Source organism: Streptomyces sp. CY-1, assembly GCF_047218265.1.
In the GTDB taxonomy this organism is placed as follows: domain Bacteria; phylum Actinomycetota; class Actinomycetes; order Streptomycetales; family Streptomycetaceae; genus Streptomyces; species Streptomyces niphimycinicus.
Map to the genome: position 1 here is coordinate 2,268,747 of NZ_CP178393.1, position 14,772 is coordinate 2,283,518.

At 69.9% G+C, this 14,772-nt stretch carries 8 protein-coding genes and 1 pseudogene; 7 read left to right on the forward strand and 2 right to left on the reverse strand.

Annotated features, from left to right (window positions below):
* Positions 1–108: 108 nt before the first annotated feature.
* Entirely contained in the window at positions 109–1,056 is a 948-nt protein-coding gene (locus ACK1X7_RS09525; protein ID WP_385143321.1) for a LysR substrate-binding domain-containing protein, read from the reverse strand.
* A gap of 188 nt (positions 1,057–1,244) precedes the next feature.
* On the opposite strand from ACK1X7_RS09525, the gene ACK1X7_RS09530 reads away from it, so the two are divergent.
* The 7 genes and pseudogenes from ACK1X7_RS09530 (at position 1,245) to ACK1X7_RS09560 (ending at position 13,758) form a co-directional block, all read left to right on the forward strand.
* Complete coding sequence (locus ACK1X7_RS09530; protein WP_413114945.1) at positions 1,245–2,636, forward strand: M20 family metallopeptidase; 1,392 nt, start codon at positions 1,245–1,247, stop codon at positions 2,634–2,636.
* Complete coding sequence (locus ACK1X7_RS09535) at positions 2,633–3,907, forward strand: MFS transporter (RefSeq protein WP_413114946.1); 1,275 nt, start codon at positions 2,633–2,635, stop codon at positions 3,905–3,907. Before ACK1X7_RS09530 ends, ACK1X7_RS09535 begins: the two co-directional genes overlap by 4 nt.
* Before the next feature lie 13 nt (positions 3,908–3,920).
* Positions 3,921–4,931: a 1-aminocyclopropane-1-carboxylate deaminase gene (locus ACK1X7_RS09540; RefSeq protein WP_385143313.1), complete on the forward strand. Its 1,011-nt coding sequence runs from the start codon at positions 3,921–3,923 to the stop codon at positions 4,929–4,931.
* Positions 4,932–5,055: 124 nt separating this feature from the next.
* On the forward strand, positions 5,056–5,502 hold the full coding sequence (locus tag ACK1X7_RS09545; protein ID WP_385143312.1) for an effector-associated constant component EACC1: 447 nt from the start codon (positions 5,056–5,058) through the stop codon (positions 5,500–5,502).
* The gene (locus tag ACK1X7_RS09550) at positions 5,499–10,052 is read left to right on the forward strand and encodes a caspase, EACC1-associated type (RefSeq protein WP_413114947.1); all 4,554 of its coding nucleotides are present in this window, start codon (positions 5,499–5,501) and stop codon (positions 10,050–10,052) included. The genes ACK1X7_RS09545 and ACK1X7_RS09550 overlap by 4 nt, the downstream gene beginning before the upstream one ends.
* A 279-nt stretch (positions 10,053–10,331) precedes the next feature.
* Positions 10,332–11,438: pseudogene (locus ACK1X7_RS09555) on the forward strand (MFS transporter); the annotation flags it as partial.
* A 49-nt stretch (positions 11,439–11,487) separates the two neighbouring features.
* Positions 11,488–13,758: a prolyl oligopeptidase family serine peptidase gene (locus ACK1X7_RS09560; protein WP_413114948.1), complete on the forward strand. Its 2,271-nt coding sequence runs from the start codon at positions 11,488–11,490 to the stop codon at positions 13,756–13,758.
* On the opposite strand, the gene ACK1X7_RS09565 is transcribed toward ACK1X7_RS09560, so the two are convergent.
* On the reverse strand, positions 13,746–14,675 hold the full coding sequence (locus tag ACK1X7_RS09565; RefSeq protein WP_385143301.1) for an endo-beta-N-acetylglucosaminidase H: 930 nt from the start codon (positions 14,673–14,675) through the stop codon (positions 13,746–13,748). The genes ACK1X7_RS09560 and ACK1X7_RS09565 overlap by 13 nt on opposite strands.
* Between the last annotated feature and the right edge of the window lie 97 nt (positions 14,676–14,772).

Here is a 14,772-nt window from a genome sequence, read left to right on the forward strand (position 1 = left end):
GGTTACGTCGGCCCCGGGCCCGGTTCTGTTCGCCCGGTTCGGTGACAGCCATCCCGCTCCTCGCCATCCGTTCGCTCCGTGTTCGCGACCACGCGGCCGGGGTCGAGCCTACCCTCGGTCCTCAGCCCGTCGTCCGTGGTCATCTGTCTGCGTGCGAAGGTCATCACCAATCTGCTCGATCAGGTGCGCGAGGAAGGCCCGCACCGCCGCGGGCAGCGCGCGCCGCGCCATCGACTGGATCTGCATGCTCCGGCGGCTCAGCTCCGGGTTGCGGATGGGAACGATCGCCAGGCGGTCGGCACCGAGCCGCCGCCGCACCGTCAGCGGACCGACCAGGGTGACCCCACCGCGCAGCCGCGCGAAACTTTGCAGCGCACCCGAGTAGTTGCTGACGAGCGCGGGCTCGAAACTCAGCCCTTCCAGGGCGACGCAGACATCGAAGAGCTGCCGGATCGTGGTCCCCTCGTCCATCAGCGCGAGCGGGTACTCGATCAGGTCCGCGAGCTCGACGTACTCCCGGTACGCCAGCGGGTGATCGTCGGGCATCAGCGCGTAGATCGACTGCTGGCGCGAATACTCGACCTTGATTCCCCCTTCCGGTCCGAGGCTATAAGTGACGGCCAGGTCCACCGTGCCGTCTATCACCTGCCGCGTCGCCGCCGCCGGCCCGGTGACATTCAGCCGGAACCGAACCCCCGGATGCTTTTCCCGAAATGCGGTGATAGCCGCCGGCAGGAAATCGTGGGCGAAACCCTCGGAGCTCGCGAGTTTGACGGTACTGCGGTGCAGGGCCTCGACGCCGTGCACGTCGGCGAGCACCTGCTCGGCCTCGAGCGCGCTGCGCCGGGCGTAGGCGGTGAGAATCTCGCCCGCCTCCGACAGCACCATCCCCCGCGGCTGGCGCTCGAACAGCGGCGCCCCGACGTCCTGCTCCAGCTTCGCGATCTGCCGGCTGATCGCCGACGTGGCCACGTGCAGGTGCTCCGATGCCTCGCTGATCGAACCGGTGCGCGCGACCTCGAGGAAGTAGCGCAGCGACGTGGGCAGGAGATGCATTCCGAGAATGTACTCCAGCGCGATGCGCGCCCACCGAGGGTGGCGGGGAAGCGGCCGACCGTAGCCGTTGCCGCCAGGGCAATACACCCTTCGAAAACGTGCAATTGTCCGCTCTATCGCCGCTCCGTAAACTCGGCGCACCGGCCGGACGCATTGTAAATTGCACGTTTCCGAAGTTAAGGGTAACGATGACTCGTGCTGCCGTGATCGATCGTGCCATCGAATACTACGATTCCGGGGAATTCTTCGCCGTCCTCGGCCGCCGGGTCGCGTTCGCGACCGAAAGCCAGGACCGGGCCGGGACGCCGGCGCTGCGTTCCTACCTCACCGAGGAGCTGGCCCCGGCGCTCACCGGCCGACTGGGCTGCGAGGCGCGCGTCCTCGACAACCCCGCCGGTGACTACCCGCTGCTGGTGGCGACCCGGCACGAGGGCGGTGAGCTGCCCACGGTGCTGGTCTACGGCCACGGAGACGTGGTCCTCGGCGAGCCGGAGCGTTGGCGGCCCGGCCTCGATCCGTGGCAGGTCGTGGTCGAGGGCGACCGCTGGTACGGCCGCGGCACCGCCGACAACAAGGGTCAGCACACCATCAACTTCGCGGCGCTCGAGCAAGTGCTCCGCGTGCGCGGCCGACTCGGCTTCAACCTCAAGGTGCTGGTCGAGACCGGAGAGGAGTCCGGCTCGCCGGGCCTGCGCACGGTCTGCGCCCAGTTGCGGGACGAGCTCGCCGCCGACGTGCTGATCGCGTCCGACGGGCCACGCGTGGCCGCGGAGCGGCCGACGCTGTTTCTCGGTTCACGCGGCTCCACTCCGTTCACGCTGCGGGTCGACCTGCGCGAGGGCTCCTACCACTCCGGCAACTGGGGCGGTCTGCTGCGCAACCCGGCGACCGTGCTGGCGGGCGCGCTCGCCACCATCGTCGACGCCCGGGGCCGCATCCTCGTCTCCGGTCTGCGGCCGCGGGAGATCCCCGAGAACGTCCGGGAGGCCCTGCGCGACATCGCGGTCGGCGGCGGACCGGACGATCCGGCCATCGACGACGGCTGGGGCGAACCCGGTCTCACCCCGGCCGAGCGCCTCGTCGGCTGGAACAGCGTCGAGGTACTCTCGCTCGCCGCCGGCAACCCGGACAACCCGGTCAACGCCATTCCCGGCAGCGCACACGCGCAACTCCAGCTCCGGTCCGTGGTCGGCACCGAAGTCGACAAGCTCGGCGGCATCCTCCGCGAGCACCTGGACGAGCACGGCTTTCCCATGGTCGAGGTCGAGACCGGCCCGACCATGCCGCCGACCCGGACGGACCCGGACGACCCCTGGGTGCGCTGGGCACTCGGCTCGATCAGCCGCACCACCGGCACAAAACCCGCGCTGCTGCCGAACCTCGGCGGCAGCCTTCCCAACGACGCTTTCGCAGGCGAGCTCGGGCTGTGCACGCTGTGGGTCCCGCACTCCTACCCCGCCTGCGCCCAGCACGCCCCGGACGAGCACCTGCTGGCCCCCGTGGCGCGGGAGAGCCTGCGCATCATGGCCGGCCTGTTCTGGGACCTCGGCGAGGACTCTCCGGTGAGGAGCCGCCCATGACCACACGGACGGTCTCCCCCGAAGCGCCGGTGAAGGTGCACCGCGTCATCGTCGCCGCGTCCATCGGGAACGCACTGGAATGGTTCGACATCCTCGTCTACGGCTTCTTCGCCGCGACGATCTCGAAACAGTTCTTCCCCACCGCCGACGAGACCGTGTCGCTGCTGCTGACGCTCGGCACGTTCGCGGTGGCCTATGTGGTCCGTCCAGTTGGGGCACTCGTGCTCGGCGCGTATGCCGACCGTGCCGGGCGCAAGCGTGCGCTCATGCTGTCGATCCGGCTCATGATGGTCGCGACGCTGGTCATCGCGACCATGCCGCCGTACGCGAAGATCGGGCTTGTCGCGCCGATCGCGATCCTGCTCGCCCGGCTCGTCCAGGGCTTCTCCGCGGGCGGTGAGTTCGGCAGCGCCACCGCGTTCCTGGTCGAGCACATGCCCGAGAAGCGCGGTTTCATGGCCAGTTGGCAGTTCGCGAGCCAGGGGCTCGCGACGCTGCTCGCGTCGGTGTTCGGCACGGTGCTCACGGCCACTCTGTCCGACGCGAAGCTGGAGTCGTGGGGCTGGCGCATCCCGTTCCTCTTCGGTTTGCTGATCGGCCCGGTCGGCTACTACATCCGGCGTTACGTCGACGAGGCCGGTGAGTTCGTCAAGACCGCGGACCTGGAGCGCGCGCCGGTGAAGGAGACGTTCCGCACCCAGAAGGACCGCATGCTCGTGGCCATGGGCGCGCTCGCCGTGTCCACCGCGATCAGCTACCTCATCACCTACATGCCCACTTTCGCGGTGCGGGAACTGGACCTGCCGGCCTCGACCGGATTCGCGTCCACGTTGGTCACCGGGATCGTGCTGAGCGGCCTGACTCCCGTGGTGGGTCATCTGTCGGACCGGTTCGGCCGCACCCGGATCATGCTGATCTTCGCGGCGCTGATCCTCGCGCTGGTATACCCGAGCTTCGCGTTCCTGGTCGCCGCCCCGGGCTTCACGGTGATACTCGGCGTGATGTTCCTGATCGGCGTCTTGAAGGCCGGCTACTTCGCCCCGCTGCCCGCGATGATGGCGGAGTTGTTCCCCGTCACCAGCCGGGCCACCGGCCTGGCGGTGAGCTACAACATCGCCGTGATGCTGTTCGGTGGCACAACGCCGCTGGTGATCGTCTGGCTCGTCGACGTGACCGGCAGCAAGCTCGCGCCGACCTTCTACCTGATGTTCCTGGCCGTGCTCAGCCTGTTCAGCGTGGTGTTCGCACGGCGCAGGCTCGGCATTCACTGATCGGAGGAATCCCTTGTCCCTCAACGACTTCGACCGCTACCCGCTGCTGTTCGGCCCGTCGCCGGTGCACCGTCTGGAGCGTCTGACCAAGCACCTGGGCGGCGCGGAGATCTGGGCCAAGCGCGAGGACTGCAACTCCGGCATCGCCTACGGCGGCAACAAGACGCGCAAGCTGGAGTACCTCGTGGCCGATGCCCTGGCGCAGGGCTGCGACACGCTCGTGTCGATCGGCGGTGTGCAGTCCAACCACACGCGCCAGGTCGCGGCGGTCGCGGCCCGGACGGGGCTCAAGTGCGTGCTGATCCAGGAAAGCTGGGTCGACTGGCCGGACGCGGTGTACGACAAGGTCGGCAACATCCTGCTGTCCCGGCTCGCCGGAGCGGACGTGCGGCTGGTGAAGGCCGGGTTCGGTATCGGGTTCAAGGAGAGCTGGGAGCAGGCCATCTCGGAGATCGAGGCGGCGGGCGGCAAGCCCTACGCGATCCCCGCCGGCGCCTCGGACCACCGGCTCGGCGGGCTGGGCTTCGCGAACTGGGCGTACGAGGTGGCGGAGCAGGAACAGCGGCTCGGGGTCTTCTTCGACACCATCGTGGTGTGCTCGGTCACCGGCAGCACCCAGGCCGGCATGATCGCCGGATTCGCCGCGCTGGGCGGACGGCCGCGGCGGATCCTCGGCATCGACGCCTCGGCCAAGCCGAAGGAGACCTGGGACCAGGTGGCGCGGATCGCACGCGGGACCGCGTCGCTCATCGGCCTGGACCGGGAGCTCGCCCACGACGAGATCCTGCTCGACGAGCGCTACCACGCGGGCACCTACGGCATCCCGGACGAGTCCACCATGGACGCGATGCGGCTGGCCGCGCGGACCGAGGGCATGGTCACCGACCCGGTGTACGAGGGCAAGTCCATGGCGGGCCTCATCGACCTCGTCACCCGAGGCGAGATCGCCAAGGACGCCAAGGTGCTCTACGCCCACCTCGGCGGGCAGCCGGCCCTGAACGGCTACAGCGCACTGTTCGGGTAGACCGCCGACCCCGCTCCCCGGCCCCAACTCGGGCCGGGGTGCCCGTATCGCTTCCCAGTGACCCGTCGGCAGACGGACGATACCCTCACCGAGTGACGGCGTAGTCACTCGGCGGGGGTGGGACATGAGAGTCGTCTTATCGGTCAGCGGTGGCAGCGGTGCGGCCGGCGATCTGCGGCGCTGGCTCATCCGCGATCCCCAACTGCGCGGCCGCCTGGGGCGGGAGCCCGCGGCCGAACCCCCGGCGGGGACGATGGGCGCGACGGCCGAACTGCTGCCCGTACTGCTCGCCCCCGGCGGACTGACCGCCGCGCTCGCGGCGGCGGTCGTGGCCTGGCTCCAGAACCGCCGCGGCAATCAGACCGTCACCATCACCCGGCCCGACGGTACGCAGGTAACGGTCACCTCCGAGCGGGTGCGCGGCCTGACCGCGCAGGGCGCGGGTGACCTCGCGCAGCGGGTCGCGGACGCGCTTGACCAGAGCCCGCGGGCAACGGGGCCGGCGACAGAACCGGACCACCGGCCGGAGCCGGCTCCGGCCCCGGACGACCAGTACCGGAACCGGGGATGAGCCCGCGAGAGCAGTCGACCGTGACCGGCCTGGCCGGGCCCCACGCGTACGGCGTCGTGATCGGGACCGGACGGCACCCCCAAGGCTCCGGACTACCGGACCTCCCCGGTGCCCCACGATCCGCCGCGGCCATGGCCGAAGTCCTGGGCTCCGTCTGCGGGATGAATCCCGACCACATCCAGTTGCTCACCGACCCGGCCAATCCGACAGACGTGCTGGCCGCCGTCGAACGGGCCACGACCCGGGTGCCGGAGGACGGCATCGTCGTCTTCTTCTTCGCCGGCCACGGTCTCCTCGGCCCCGAGGACGGGCTGTACCTGGCGACCGCGGCAAGCGCATCAGCGGACAGCACGGCGTACGCCGTGCCGTACGACGAGGTCAGAAAGTTACTGAGCGCCTCCCCCGCGAGCCCGGTGGTCATTCTGGACTGCTGCTTCTCCGGGCTCGCCGAGGCGGCCTCCCAGGGCGCTCGGCGCGATCCTTACCTCGCCGCACGCCCGATCGGCAGTTTCCTGCTGACATCCGCCACCTACTACGCCGCGTCCTTCGCTCCTGAAGGCGCGCGGTACACGCTGTTCAGCGGCGAGCTGCTGCGGCTGCTCACAGAAGGGGACACGGCAGGTCCGAAAAGGTTCACTCTCGGCGATGTCTACCGCCATCTCGACCAGAGATTCCATGGCGGCCCGGCGCGGCCGCACGCCGACGGCGTGGGACGTGTGGGTGACCTCGTCATCGCCCCCAACCCGCGGTACGCACTCGCACCCGGACCAGAGCCCTTACCCCACGAGAGCGGCGGAGTCTGCCCGTACCCGGGTATGCGGCCCTTCCTGCCCGAGGAACGTCACCTCTTCTTCGGCCGCGCCGAGCTGACCCGCGCACTGCTCGACCGAGCCGCGCCCACCGCGCCGCCTGGCCCCGTCGTGCTGGTGGGACCCTCGGGGGTGGGCAAGTCCTCTCTGCTGAGGGCCGGCCTGGGAGCGTCGCCGGAGGTTCGCCGTCCGGTGTTGCTGCTCCCGGCGCCGGGAGCGGCGCCCTTCCGGGAACTCGTCGCCCAGTGGGCGGACGCGGTCGGCCGGCCCTTCGGGGAGATCGCCGCGGAGTTGGGAGCCGGACGGTTCCCCGCCCCGGCGGAGGACTCCCGTCGGGCACCCGGCGTGCTGATCGTCGACCAGATGGAAGAAATCTTCACGCAGTGCCAGGATCCCGAAGAGCGGGACCTGTTCATCCGGTCCATATCCGCGCGGCGCGACGACGGCCCCCGCATCGTCCTGGGCCTGCGCGCCGACTACTACGGGCACTTTCTGGGCGACCCCCGGCTGGCCCGGATCCTGCGGGACGGGCAGTTCACCGTGGCGCCGATGACCGACGACGAACTGCTGTCCGTCATCCGCGGCCCCGCCGACCACGCCGGTCTCCAGCTCGAGGACGGGCTGGCCGAACTGCTCCTGCGGGACCTGTGGGAACAGGACACCAGCACCGGTGGCGACGCCATCGCGCTCCCCTTCCTCGCCCACGCCCTACAGGAAACCTGGACACGGCGCCGTCACGGTCGCATGACCGTCTCCGGCTACCACTCCACCGGTGGTATCCGCGGCTCGGTGGCCCAGACCGCCGAGCGTGTCCACGCCTCCCTGGAGCCCGCCGACCGGCCCGCACTGCGCGCACTGCTGCTGCGCCTGGTGCACCTGGTCGGGGCCGAGGGCAAGGCGGTGCGCCGCCGGGTCCGTACCGATGACCTGGTCGCCGCCGCGAACGAACGCGACCGGCAGCGCAATACGGTCCTGCTCGGCAGACTCATAGACGCGCGCCTCGTCGTGGTCGACGACGACCGGGCCCAGCTCTGTCATGACTCGCTGCTCTACGGCTGGCCCGCGCTGCGGTCCTGGATCAACGAGAACCTGGAGGCGCTGCTCGCCCATCGGAGCCTGGCGGAGGCGGCCGACGCCTGGGACGAGGCGGGCAGACCGCCGAGCGGTCTCTACACCGGCAAACATCTGACGGCCGTACGGAACAGGATCGAGGACGGCGGGCGGATCCTGGAACTGCGCGGGGTGGAGCGGGACTTCCTCGCCGCGAGCGTCTCGGCGCGCCGACGTGACGCGGTCCGCCTCCGCACCGGAGTGTCCCTGCTGGTCGCCTTGGCGCTGGTGCTCGGCTTCGCGGTCGTACGGGCCAACCGCGCTTCGGACGACGCGGAGCACAGGAAGGCTGTGGAGACCGCCCGGGAACTGGTGGCTCGCGCCGATGAACTGCGCGAACGCGACCCCCTGGCGGCGTTTCAACTCAGTCTTGCCGCCTACCGGATGGCGCAGGTTCCGGAGACGCGGACCGGCCTCTACGCCTCCTACGTGGCCCGCCGGCCCACGGTGCTGGCGGGAGCCTCCCGCGTGGTGCTCAACCTGGCGTTCAGCCCCGACGGGCGGAGCCTGGCGGCCACGTTGCGGCGGGGAGAGAAGAAGAGCGGGCAGCCCGGACAACTGGCGCTGTGGGACCTGGGCTCCGCTTCCGGCCCACGCCCGGAGGCTGTTGTGCCGCTCGGTGAATACGCCGATGGCAACGCGACACTCGCCCACCATCCCCGAAAGCCCATCGTCGCCGTCCAGAACGCCGAGCGACTCACCGTATGGGACGTCTCGGACCTCAAAGAGCCCAGGAAGCTGGCAGAGCGGTCCATATCGTCGCACACCACCTTCTCGTTGGCGTTCAGTCCCGATGGACGCACCCTGGCCGCCGGGAGGAAGGACGGACTGGTACGGCTCTGGGACCTGACCGACCCGGCCCGGCCGGTGTCCCGCCGGGAGATGAAGGCGGCGGACACGGACGTGATCTCCATAGCCTTCAGCCGCGACGGCCGGTATCTGACCACGGGAAACGGGAGATCGGACGAGCCGGGGAAGGAGGGGGCCGCCCGCCCGGCCAATGTGCGCCTGTGGGACGTCCGCGATCCGGCGCGGCCGGTGCTGCGTGACACCGCCGAGGCGCCCTCGGTAACGGCGGTCGCCTATCACCCCGAACGGGATCTGGTCTCCGCGGTGGGCGCCGATGGCCTGCGGTGGTGGTCGGTCGGGCCGGAAGGGAAGCTCACAGCGATCAGCAAGGGTGAGTACGACGCCCAGTGGGGCGGGGGCAGTCCCTCCCTGGCCTTCCGGCCGGACGGAAAGGTGCTGGCCGCGGCCGACAACAACGGCTCATCCGCACTGATGCGGGAGGTGGGCGCCGTGTCCGAGCTGACGAGCACACTGGCGGCCCTGCCGTCGTATCCGGCCTCCGAACCGGTGCAGTCCGTGGCCTGGAGCCCCGACGGCAAGACGCTCGCCGCCGGGGATTTCCGCGGTGAGATCAGGCTGTGGAGGGACCGGTCCGACGCTCCTTCCGTACCGGGGACGCCACCCGGGCTGACCGCCGAGGGCCGCCCGTACAGCCGTGACGGGAAGCTCCTTCTCACCGAGCCCGCCGAGCAGGCGAGGCAGCGTGCGAAGGTCTGGGACGTGACCGGCCCGAATGCGCCTCGCGTGCGCTTCGAGCTGCCGCGGTTGTGGGAGGGCGAACAGTTCCTGCCGGGACGGAAGAAACCCGTCCTGCTGAGCCACCTCTGGACGGAAGGCATGGACTACAACGCCTTCCGCATGTGGGAGTTCGGCACCGAGCCGGGTTCCGAACCGGTCCCGGGAAGGGAATTCCGATTCCACGGATCGGATGTGCTCCCCTCCCTCGGCCCCGACGGCACGCTGCTCGCCCTCGGCGGCACCCGCGGCACCGTCGAGCTCTGGGACATCCGCGACATCCATCGGCCACGAAAGCGCGGCGAGATGACGGTACCGCTCCGCGCGCTCGAGGGGATCCTGTGGTGGCTGGACAGTCGGACGCTGGCGGTGAGGGAGAAAGACGACCTGCGGCTGTGGGACGTCGCCGACCCGGCACGGCCCGCGAAGGCCGCCCTGATCAAGGACGCCTATCTCCATTCCGGAGCGGCCTACATCCGCTCCGCACAGATCCTGATGACCGAGGAGTCAGGGGGCGAGCTGCGGCTGTGGGACATGTCCGATATGAAGCACCCGGTCGAGGGCGACCGGCTGCCCGCAGCCCCCACCAACTACTTCCAGCTCAAGCGGCGCGAACTGGCCACCGTGCTCGCCAGCGGACAGGTTCTCGTGTGGGATGTGACGGATCCGAGTGAGGTCCGTCGCGTGGACAGTCTGCGGCTGGAGAGGGAGATCAAGTCGGTGACCACCAGCCCGGACGGCAAGTGGGTGGTGACCGAACAGCCGTACCGGCTCTGGAAGGCCCGTGACACCGGCCGGTGGGAGACCCCGGCATATCTCGAGCTGCCCTTCGCGCAGCAAGTCGGCTTCCTGCCGGGCGAGCGTCCCCGCCTGCTCGTCACGCCCGGCGATACGAGCGGATCCGGTGGCGCGCCACGGACGTTCCTGCTGGACCTCGATCCCGACGCGGTGTACGAGCGACTGTGCCGGACGCGCCCCGCGAACATCGGAAGGGCGAAGTGGAATGAGCTGTTCCCGCACCTGGCGTACCAGCGCTCCTGCACCTAGGGGCTCTGCCTGCCGTACGTGGAAGCTCGATGACAATCCTGTGACGCGAAAGCCTGCGGGCAGTAGCGTCTCTCTCTGTGATGAGGCGGGAGTACCTGGGGGAGCGAGGCCGGATCAGACTACGCCGCTCCCTGTGTTCTTTGCTGGTGTGTGCAGCGTTGGCAATCGCCGCGATGACGACCGAGTCGGTCGGACCTCTCATCAGTGGTTCCGGCACGGTGTCGGTGACCACCGCATTGGTTCTGACGATGTGGAAACCACAGCGGAGACGTCCGCCAGGCGGGATTCATCAGCACCGCTTTGTCCTTCGGAATCGTTCTGGCGCGGCTACCCGCCGGGGTCCTCGCGGACCGGTACGAACGCCGGACGCTGCTCCTGGCCTGCAACACCATCGGCGCGCTCGTGCTCGGGGCACTCTCCATCCTGGAAGCCTCCAACGCCTCCGGGACAAACGCTCTTCTCGTGGCCGCGTTTCTGCTGGGCTCGGTCGGCAGCACACTCGCTCCTGCGGAGAACGTGGCCATACGCAACTTCGTCGACGCCGACCTGGTTCCCCGAGCGCTGGCTCTGATTCAGAGCCGCGCGGGTGTCGCGATGATCGCGGGGCCACTGGCGGGCGGCGTCCTCCTCAGGGTGGATGCCGCCTGGGTGTTCGCCGCCGATGCCGGCACCTACCTGGTGGCGGTCGGCTGCGTCGCCCTGCTGCCCGCGGGCGCCGGCGCCAGGAGCGAGGACCAACCCCCCATGAAAGCCGCGGTCGAGGGGCTCCGCTTCCTGTGGCGCTCTCCGTTCCTGCGCTATGGCGCGCTCAGCGCGACCGTGCTCAACCTGGTCTTCAACGGGCTCCTGATCGTCATCATCGCCTCGGCCGAGGACTCCGGAGCGGGCGACCTCGGCGTCGGTGTACAGACCGCCGCCCTGGGGGCCGGCGCATTGGTGGGCTCTCTCGTCGCAGCGCCGGTGGCACGACGTCTGCCGCCGGGACCGAGCATCGCGTGTTCCACGGCTGTCGTCGCCGGGGCGCTGCTCGGGTTCGCGACGGTCCGCGCCACCTGGGCCGCCGCCCCCCTGCTGGCCCTGGCCACGGCGGCCGGACCCGTGATCACCGTGGTCATCTCCGCTACGCAGATGCGCATCACTCCACCACAGCTCCAGGGCCGAGTGCACAGCGGCAGTGGCTTCCTTTCGCAGGCCGTCGCCCCCCTTGGACCGGTCCTGGCCGGGGCGAGTTCGCATACGTTCGGTCTCACTCCCACGGTGACTTGCGCCGCCACCGCCGTCGTCCTGCTCGCCATCAGCGGGGCCTTCGTGGCGGCCCAGTACGGGGCACTACCCCACGAGGCCCGGGCAGCCGAAGCGAGACGTGTGGAGGTGTGGCGTGGTTGACCGCGCGTCGACGACTCACGATGGCGCACAGGTTGGGGACGCCGAACCCGTGCCTGACCCGTATCGGTGGTTGGAGGACCCATCCTCCCCTCATACGCGCTCGTGGCTGACGGCCCAGGAGGCATTGCTGCACCGGCACAGCCAGCAGCACCAGGCAGCGGAGACGATCTGGGAACGCTGTCTGACCGAGGTCGAAGCCGCTGCGGCAGGCCGGTTGCTCACCCCGCCCGCCGAGGCCGGAGGGACGCTGTTCCGGCATGAACTCACCGTGGCAGGTGGTGAGCGGCTGACCGCCTCGGCAGGCGATGGCCGCGACCGGGTGCTGCTGGACACGGGTGGCGATTCGTCCGTCAACCGCCTGGCGACCTGGCGGCCCGACCCCATGGGGCGGGTGGTCGTCGCGCAGCTCCACCGCGGCGGACACGAGAACGGCGGCCTTCTCATCGTCCCGGTCGCCACGGGGGAGGAAGCACGGCAACTCCCTGACGCCGCACCGCACACCTCCGTGGCGTTCGTCGGCCCGATGCTCCTGTACTCCGCGGGCACCCGCACCGAACACACCCTGCGCGCGCACCACCTCCGCGACGGCACGACCCGCACCGTCGGACTCCCCGTCGTGGGGGCGACACGGCTGTCCCTGCACACCGGTCCTGAAGGCCACTTACTGCTGCGGACCCGGACACCCGACGCATCCCAGCCACGCTGGTGGTGCACGCGCATTACCGGCCAGGACGCTCCTGGCTGGCAACGACTCCGCCTCGAAGACCTACGGATCACCGCCTTCGCCCTGGGCGCCGGCCGACTGTACATCGCCGACGAGGACCTCACCCTGTCCGCACTGGACCTCACCCGCGCTGCCCAGGGTCGCGTGACACAACCCGTCCCGGTTGGATCCGTCCCTCTCGAGTCTTCACCGCTTGGCTCCCCACCGGCGCGGCAGGCGGCCACCGCGGCGGGAAGCATCCGGGCCCTGCGCGTCATGGGGCCGAACACGGAGCTCCGACTCGCCGTACTCAGCCAGATCGGTACCACCCGCCGACTCGAAGTCCGACGTGTGGCCACGGACGGCGATATGTACGCCACGTCGGCCGGCCCCGGGAAGCCGAACACCGACGATGGCGAGCCCTTCACCTGGCATGCCCGGCTGCGTCTAGGTCCGGCCACCTACGACCACGAGGGACAGCCGGGTAACGCGTGCTGGATCCTCGCCGATGACCCTCGGTACGGCGCACTCGGCCGGCGCGTCACCGCGGCGGCCTCGGCTGTGCCGACAACTCGCTGTTCGACCCTGCGCACCGTGACCGCAGCCAGTCGCGACGGCACCTCCGTCCCCGTCACGGTCTGCGATCCGCCGTCCGAAGCCCGGCAGGGGCCAATTCCCACCTTGATCACGGTCTATGGAGGTTTCGGCGTACCTCTGGAGCCCTCCTGGGACCCGATCGTCGCCGCGTGGCTCGCCGCGGGCGGACGTATCGCCTGGGTCCATGCCCGGGGAGGCGGCGAGTATGGCCCGGACTGGGCAGCGGCAGGGCGCGGGGCAGGCAAGTCCGACACCGTCGATGACCTGTGCGCGGCGGGCAATGCGCTTCAGGAACTGGGCGAGGCGGGCCCCGGACAGCTCGCCGCACTCGCCGCCAGCAATGGGGGCCTCGTCCTGTCGGCCGCCCTGGTGCGCTCACCTCGACTCTTCTCCGCCGTGGCCTGCGCGGCGCCGCTCACGGACATGGCCCGCTACGACCAGGGCGGCCTGGGAAAACTATGGCTTGAGGAGTATGGGGATCCCACCGCTCCCGACTCACTGCGGTCCCTCATGACGTATTCCCCGTACCACCACGTGCAGGACGGCGACAACTATCCGGCCGTCCTCTTCATCACCGGGGGCAACGATGCCCGGGTGCGTCCCTGGCACGCCTGGAAACTCTGTGCCGCCTTGCAAGACGCCACGTCCGGCAGCGCGTCCATCTTGCTCGACCACCAGGAGAACACCGGCCACTACGGACGTGCCCCGGACCCTGAGCGCCCGCGTCCTCGCCCTGCTGGCCGCGCACACCGGTCTCTCCGCCGGCCACCGCCGGGAGGTGCCCCCGACGCCGTGCTCCGGACAGTCTCCCGCGCCCGCACCGGTCACGAGAAGCTCCACATGACCTCGGCCCATCTCCACCAGAGCACCGGGAATCCGCCGCCCGGTACTCCCGCCTGCCGCGGCCGCCGCCGATCTCACCAAGGTCCTCCGCGGCGGCGCGGGCGGCGTGACGGCGCTCCACTACGCGGGTGGATCGCCGTCCGCGTGCCGGGCGTGCGGTCACCCTACGGCGTGTAGACGGCGTCGCTGCCGTACAGCTCCCTGGTGAACGCGGAGACATCGGCGCTGCGATTGGCGCCGTCGAGGTTGTACGTCAGATAGACGCCGTAGCCCTCGCTGACGGTGCGGCGGGCGAGGCTCGCGGCCGTGCTCTGGGAGGTCCGGCCGATTTCGACAGCCGCCGGGGACAGCTTCGACTTGGGCAGTGCCAGGCCGGGAACCTGCCAGGAGCCGTAGTACGGGTTCCAGGCGTAGTCGAACTTGGACGAGATGTCGACGCCGCCGTAGGACAGGCGGGAGGCGGCCGGGCCGATGTTGTAGAGGCTGATGATCTTGTTCGGCATGTTCGCGCGCAGCGCCGTCACCAGGTGCACGAACGAGCTGTCGTTGGGCTGGCCGGTGCCGTTGTTGCCGTAGTCGGCGTACTCGTCGTCGAAGTCGATGCCGTCGAGGCCGTACTTGGCCACGGTGTCCGACAGTGATTTCGCGAACGCCGAAGCCGCCTGCTGGGAGGGGAAGTTGGCGAAGCCCGCGCCCTCATGGTTGCCGAGCACCGAGAGGACGACCTTGATCCCCTTCTGCTGCAAGGGGCGGATCTCCGTGGCGGCGTTGTCGAGGACGCGCTGCACGTTCTCGTTGAAGTGCAGATACGCCGCCTTCGTCCCCGTGTCGTAGTTGATGTTCGCCGCGAAGATCACGGCGACGTCGAAGACATTGCCGCCGCCCGCGAGGGTGTACTTGCCGACGTTCCGCATGCTGTTGTTGTTCACCTCGACGTACGCCACCGAGGTCGGCCCCTGTTTCGCGGGAGCGGGAGCGGGGGCCGCCGCCGTGCCGGTCGCGGCCGTCGCGGCGGTCCCGCCGAAGGCTAAGGCCGCGACCGCCGTGAGCGCGAACGCGGCCGTCCTCACTCTGCTCCGTACCAGACTGAACATCGTTGACCGGTCTCCCCTCGCATGGGTCGGTGTCCGACCCTGACTGAAGATGTCTTCCGCTGTTTGCGGAACACCCTTGCCTTTCCGTGGAGTTATC

Excerpts from the sequence above, each read along its gene's own strand:
- ACK1X7_RS09530 (WP_413114945.1), top strand. The coding sequence starts at position 1,245 with ATGACTCGTGCTGCCGTGATCGATCGTGCCATCGAATACTACGATTCC.
- ACK1X7_RS09525 (WP_385143321.1), bottom strand. The coding sequence starts at position 1,056 with ATGCATCTCCTGCCCACGTCGCTGCGCTACTTCCTCGAGGTCGCGCGC.
- ACK1X7_RS09535 (WP_413114946.1), top strand. The coding sequence starts at position 2,633 with ATGACCACACGGACGGTCTCCCCCGAAGCGCCGGTGAAGGTGCACCGC.
- ACK1X7_RS09545 (WP_385143312.1), top strand. The coding sequence starts at position 5,056 with ATGAGAGTCGTCTTATCGGTCAGCGGTGGCAGCGGTGCGGCCGGCGAT.
- ACK1X7_RS09565 (WP_385143301.1), bottom strand. The coding sequence starts at position 14,675 with ATGTTCAGTCTGGTACGGAGCAGAGTGAGGACGGCCGCGTTCGCGCTC.
- ACK1X7_RS09550 (WP_413114947.1), top strand. The coding sequence starts at position 5,499 with ATGAGCCCGCGAGAGCAGTCGACCGTGACCGGCCTGGCCGGGCCCCAC.